The sequence below is a fragment of the Aurantimonas sp. C2-5-R2 genome, assembly GCF_036549495.1.
GTDB classification, from domain to species: Bacteria; Pseudomonadota; Alphaproteobacteria; order Rhizobiales; family Rhizobiaceae; genus Aurantimonas; species Aurantimonas coralicida_A.
Genome location: NZ_JAZHLJ010000131.1, coordinates 1 through 6053 on the forward strand (window position 1 = coordinate 1; position 6053 = coordinate 6053).

The window sequence follows — 6053 nt, forward strand, 5'->3', positions numbered from 1 at the left end:
ACAAGGCTCTCGACTATATCGCCGCCGAGCCGGATTTCTGGATCCACGCTTGAGCGAAAACCCGCTCAAAATGGCCAAAGTCGAGCTTAGACGAGGAGTGCATCTCAGGCTGTGAAAAAATGGCCTGTTTTTCCTTGCAAAAAAAACACCTGTGTGAAACGTTCACAGCCAGATAACTTGTGAGCTATTGTTGCGGTGCGAGGTATTTGGTGCATCGCAACGATCTGTTTGGCTCTTCATGCAAAGAACGGAGTGTATCTGATGACCTCGAAAAGATTATCCGGCGAATCGCCTGCTAGTGTGAGTGCAGATAGGCATGTAGCCTATCGAGCGACCGCACGGCGTTTCAGACACTATCTTGCCACTGTCACTGTCGCGACCCTCGCCTTCACTATCACTGCCCAGGCGAACGAGCTGCCAGACACTATGACTTGGACATCGTTTGATATAGGTTCGGCAGGATACGCTGAAGCATCTGCGATCGCCAACGCATTCGGCAAAGAATACGGAACCCGCGTGCGCATTCTTCCAGCTGGCTCGGGTATTGGTACACTTCAACCGATTGTTCAGGGTCGCGCTGACTACGGCTTCCTCGCCTCGGAAGCTTTCTTTTCCTCCGAGGGTACGTACGATTTCGCCAACCGTCGCTGGGGGCCTCAGAACCTTCGCGCGCTAGCAGGTCGACCGTCTTCCTTTGGCATGCCCACCGCAGCGGATGCCAATATCCGTTCCATTGCGGACTTGGAGGGCAAACGGGTTGCCTACGTCGCGGGAAATCCCTCAACCAACGTCAAGTGCGATGCTATCCTCGCGTTCGCTAATTTAACGCGCGAGGATGTTCAGGCCGTCATGTTTCCTACCTTCGGTGCAGCGATGAGTTCACTTGCTCAGGACAGGGCGGATGCGGCCTGCAGCACCACCACGTCTACCCAGCTGTATGAGCTTGCAGAGTCCCCACGTGATATCTATTGGTTGGACATTCCAGCCGATGACAAGGAAGGCTGGGCGCGGATGCGTGAGATAGCTCCGTTCTTCAGACCCTTCACGGAAACCGTGGGCGCGGGTATCTCACAAAAAAACCCCGTCAGCTTGGTGGCTTACAGCTATCCAGAGTTGACTACTACCGCGGACCGGGACGCCGACGAAGTCTATGCCGTCATTAAAGCCCTCGACGAAACCTACGGCATGTATAAAGACTCCACCGCGGTGACACCTCGGTGGGATCTGGAAATGGCTGGCACACCACCGATCGGCACACCCTTTCATGAGGGAGCCATCCGCTACTTGAAGGAGATCGGTGTCTGGACCGACGAGCATCAGGCGTGGAACGACGCCCGCGTCGCTCGGCTTGACGCCCTCCTCTCAGCTTGGGAGCGGGCCATCGCCGAGGGCAAAGACGTGAGTGACGAAGAGTTCACCAAGCTCTGGGAGCAGCATCGTCAGCAGGCGCTCGCCAATCTAGAGTAAGCGCGTCAGTGAGCGCCCATGGGGCGGTCGCACAGACTGCCGCCCCAGCCTTGCTCAAGTTGGATGCACATCTATGCACGCCTCTTCTGAACCAAATGTGTCGCAGGTCATAGTTGAACACCCACCGAAAGATCGTCTCGTCGGTATAGCTTACTGGATAGTCATTGCGCTAGGGATCATCGGCCTGGCCATGACCGTCAATCAGACATTTGTGCTGGGACTGTTCGGTTTTCAGCCGCTGGGCAACGGCTATCTTTATTACCTCATCGGTATCTTTCTCGCTGCGGCATTTCTCTGTTACCCAGCGTGCAGCAAAGACGCGAATCGCATTCCTTGGTACGACTGGTTGTTCGCCGCCACGGCCATCGCCTCAACGGCTTATTTAGGCTCCCACGCTCTGCAAATCATCCGAGAAGGCTGGGAATTCATGGCCCCTCCGGAGGCAATGGTCGCCTCCTGCGTGCTTTTGGCGTTAGTGCTCGAGGGCGTGCGACGCTGTGGCGGTTGGCCTCTGTTGGCGGTCGCCCTAATCTTCGGCAGCTATCCGCTCTACGCTGGGTATATGCCAGGTTTTCTCTGGGGGAATGCCTTCGATCTGGGTGGAACGATACGCGCGCACATTTTGGGCGTGGAGAGCGTCATTGGCATTCCTATGCAGGTCGTCGCCAACTTAGTAATCGGCTTTGTCTTATTCGGCGTGGCGCTGACGATAACTGGTGGCGGCGAGTTCTTTATGCGACTTGCTACGGCTCTGATGGGTAAGAGCCGGGGCGGTCCGGCGAAGGTCGCAGTGATCTCAAGCGCCTTCATGGGAAGCCTGTCGGGAAGCGTGATCTCTAATATTCTCACCACAGGTTCCATCACCATCCCCACCATGAAACGCGCCGGCTATCCGGCGCACTACGCCGCTGCCATTGAGGCCTGCGCCTCTACTGGCGGAACGCTAATGCCGCCAGTCATGGGTGCCGTCGCTTTCATCATGGCCTCGTTCCTCGGCGTGTCCTATGCTGAGGTGATGATCGCCGCGACCCTGCCGGCTCTTCTTTTTTTCGTCGCTCTGCTGTTGCAGGTCGACAATTATGCCGCCCGCAAGAACCTAAAGGGTCTGCCGCCCGAAGAGATCCCGCAACTCGGCGAGACGCTCAAGGAGGGCTGGCCATACCTGTTGAGCCTAGTGATGCTCATCTACATGCTGCTAGTTATGCGGTTGGAAGCCTATGCACCCTATTATGCGACGGCGGTGCTGCTGGTAATCTCACTGTTCAGGCGCCACAACCGTTTGAACGTAGCCCGAGTGCGGGATCTGCTGATAGAAATCGCCCGCAGTGTTGGCAATCTGGTGGCCATTCTCGCTGGCATAGGATTGGTGGTAGGTGGACTGGCGTACACTGGCGTCGCTGGCGCCTTCTCCCGTGAGTTGCTGCTCTACGCGGGCGACAGCATACCACTGATGCTTGCAGCCGGTGCGGTGACCAGTTTCATCCTCGGAATGGGCATGACAGTGAGTGCGTGCTATATTTTCCTCTCTATCTTGCTGGCACCGGCACTGGTAGAGGCAGGATTGCATCCACTCGCCAGCCATCTGTTCATTCTTTACTGGGGCATGATGTCCTATATTACTCCGCCTGTGGCGCTTGCGGCGATCACAGCCGCCGGTATGGCCGGTGCCGATGCCACCAAAACAGGATTGTACGCCATGCGGCTTGGCAGCGTACTCTTTGTCCTACCCTTTCTGTTCGTACTCAATCCGTCGTTGATCCTGCAGGGGCCGATCAGCGGTATCGCGCTCGCAAGCATTTCTGCGCTCATCGCTATATGGCTGCTGGCCTCTGCGCTTGAGGGCTATCTATACCGTGTCGGCGGCATTGGTTGGCCAAGCCGCGCCGCGCTTTCGGTGGCCGGTGGTGCGCTAATCTATCCAGAACCGATCAGCGATTTCGCCGGTATCGCCACTACTGTGCTGCTATATCTGGTGCATTGGTGGATTTCCCGGGCCCGTCGCCGTGGCTATCCCGCCGCGGGTCACGAACGATCCGCTATGAGGAGCGAGAAGGTGTGACTACAGGATCCGCCCTTCATGGCGGACGCCGATACCGACGGTCACGGTGACTGGCTGGATTCAGCAGCTCCGGTATTTCCTGCGTCGGTAAAACGATAACTCACCGCCGTCGCTCGCAGGCGATCGAACCCTGCAAAAAGAGCAACAAGAGGGTCTCCTTCCTGGTCTTGAAGGTAGGTCACTTGAAGTTTCGTAGCGAGGCCGTAAGCGCAGATCTCGCGACCAGAGTGCGGCCGTAGAAGTACTTGTGCAGCAGGGCACGCGCTGTCGGGGTGGTTCACATTACTATCTAGTGGTTCAAGTCCGACAGATGGTTCCGAGGCCAACACCCGGCTTGGCCGGCCTCCAGACGATATCCCGGGCACCAAATGTTAGATTTCCACCACTAGACGTTATCAGCGAGCGGGTTTCGCCAATTATCGACTTGAGCTGAGAGGACCATTGTCAATCGCCTCGATCGAGGACCGCTGGGCCACTTCTCTGCAGTCTTCGAACATCGCCAACACCGAATGGAGAAGCACATGTCAATCGATTCCGTTTCGCAATCAGGACCTGCCGCCGAAAGCACTTTCAAGGCAGGACGGGCCGTCATCGCGGCCCGGTCTCATGCGGTTTCCACCGGCCACTATCTAGCAACGCAGGCAGCATTCCAAATTCTTGAAAATGGCGGCAATGCAGTGGACGCGGGGATCGCGGCATGTCTTGTTCTAGGAGTAGTGCACAGCGACCAAGTAAACATCGCCGGCGTATCGCCAATGATGATCTGGATGGCCGATCGCGAGGAGCTGATGACAATCGACGGTGTCGGTCATTGGCCCGCAGCGGCAAATTGTGAGTACTTCATTCGAGAGTTTGGGGGAGCGATTCCAGAAGGGCTACTGAGAACTGTTATTCCAGCGGCACCAGCGGCTTGCCTGACAGCACTCAGTGATTATGGGACGATGTCGTTCTGTGATGTCTCTTCCTTTGCTATCAGGTTCGCTAGGGATGGTTTCGTTATGTATCCATTTCTGGCTGAGCAACTCGCGATGGTAGCGGACAAAATCAGACGCTGGGACTCCAACAGCGCCATATACTTACCTGGCGGGAAGTCGCCAAACGTCGGGGATCTTTTCATCCAGTCGGATCTCGGAGCCAGCCTTCAGTATATAGCAGACGAAGAGCGAGCCGCCATCAGCCGAGGAGATGATAGACAGCAAGGACTAAGGGCTGCTCGCGATGCCTTCTACCGCGGCGATATCATGCGTTCGATCGTTAACTTCCATCGTGAGAATGGTGGCCTGATGACTGAAGGCGATTTTGCGAACTATGAAGTAAAGAAGGAGCCGGCTCTTTGCACAAAGATGGGAGATATGGATGTATACTCTTGCGGGTTTTGGTGCCAGGGTCCAACGCTGCTTCAAGCTATAAACATAACTAACGGAATCGATCTTGCTCGTATGGGGCACAATACGACGGAATACATTCATCATGTGGCAGAAAGTATCAAGCTGGCCCTGGCGGATCGTGAAGAATATTACGGTGATCCGGATTTTATTAAAATTCCTAGCGACATGCTGCTGTCTCAGGCATACGCCGACGAGCGGCGGTCTCTGATCGACAGCAATCGCGCTTGGCCAGGACTTCCTCCAGCAGGAGGTGAGGGCGCGCCGCGACAGTCGATACCCGCGGCTCCGCACGAATTGGAGCAGACCGGGCCTTTTGATACCTCCTATGTCGGCGTCGTTGACCGCGACGGCAATGCTATCTCGATTTGTCCGAGCGACGTATGCAGTGATACGATCGTGATCCCTGGTACCGGCTTGGCTCCTTCATCCCGCGGCTCTCAATCGCGTGCGATCGCTGGCCATCCAGCCTCCGTCGCCCCAGGAAAGAGGCCGAGACTGACCCCCAACCCTGCAATGGTCGTGACGCCGGGAAAGATTGTCATGCCAATTGGAAGTCCGGGCGGCGATAGCCAGATTCAGGCCGTGCTTCAGGTGCTTCTCAATATGCAAATCTTTGCCATGGATCCCCAATCGGCGATCGAGGCGCCTCGCTTTATTACTAATAGCCAACCTGATTCGTTTGCGCCGCATGTCGCCTTTCCGAGGCGAATCTGCATCGAGGGACGGATCCCGCCTGCGACACTCCAAGGCTTATCTGAGATTGGACATGAGGTCGTCGTCTGGCCGGATCGGCTCTGGCGCGCCGGCGGCGTTTGCCTGGTTCGGTCTGACCTTGAAAGCGGGACGTTAGAAGCCGGCGCGGATCCGCGTCGGGCGGCTGCTTACGCCCAAGGCTGGTAGAAAGCGTCGATAATACCAACGGGCGCTGATCAAGACCCATGCGCCCAATCTCGCATTCCGGGGCTCCGTGGGAATTTCTGCAGCCGTGTACGCTAACGGCTTTTGGCGGCGGCGGCGGGGGTGACGGGAAACAGATGATTGTCGTGTCGGGGATGTCCCGAAGTTTGTTGAACTTCGTTGAGCGGCGATGCCGGGTTGAAGGTTACGCGGCCCTGGAAACGGAGGCAACGGGCTTTTCA

At 56.7% G+C, this 6053-nt stretch carries 3 protein-coding genes; all 3 read left to right on the forward strand.

Annotated features, from left to right (window positions below; genetic code table 11):
* Nucleotides 1-261: 261 nt before the first annotated feature.
* Entirely contained in the window at nucleotides 262-1467 is a 1206-nt protein-coding gene (locus VQ044_RS23450; RefSeq protein ID WP_327650021.1) for a TAXI family TRAP transporter solute-binding subunit, read from the forward strand.
* Between the two features lie 73 nt (nucleotides 1468-1540).
* A complete protein-coding gene (locus VQ044_RS23455) occupies nucleotides 1541-3526 on the forward strand; it encodes a TRAP transporter permease (RefSeq protein ID WP_327650020.1) in 1986 nt (661 codons plus the stop codon).
* A gap of 521 nt (nucleotides 3527-4047) precedes the next feature.
* Complete coding sequence (locus VQ044_RS23460; protein ID WP_327650019.1) at nucleotides 4048-5814, forward strand: gamma-glutamyltransferase family protein; 1767 nt, start codon at nucleotides 4048-4050, stop codon at nucleotides 5812-5814.
* Nucleotides 5815-6053: the final 239 nt, after the last annotated feature.

Coding starts and splice junctions, on each gene's coding strand:
- VQ044_RS23450 (WP_327650021.1), top strand. CDS start 262: ATGACCTCGAAAAGATTATCCGGCGAATCGCCTGCTAGTGTGAGTGCA.
- VQ044_RS23455 (WP_327650020.1), top strand. CDS start 1,541: ATGCACGCCTCTTCTGAACCAAATGTGTCGCAGGTCATAGTTGAACAC.
- VQ044_RS23460 (WP_327650019.1), top strand. CDS start 4,048: ATGTCAATCGATTCCGTTTCGCAATCAGGACCTGCCGCCGAAAGCACT.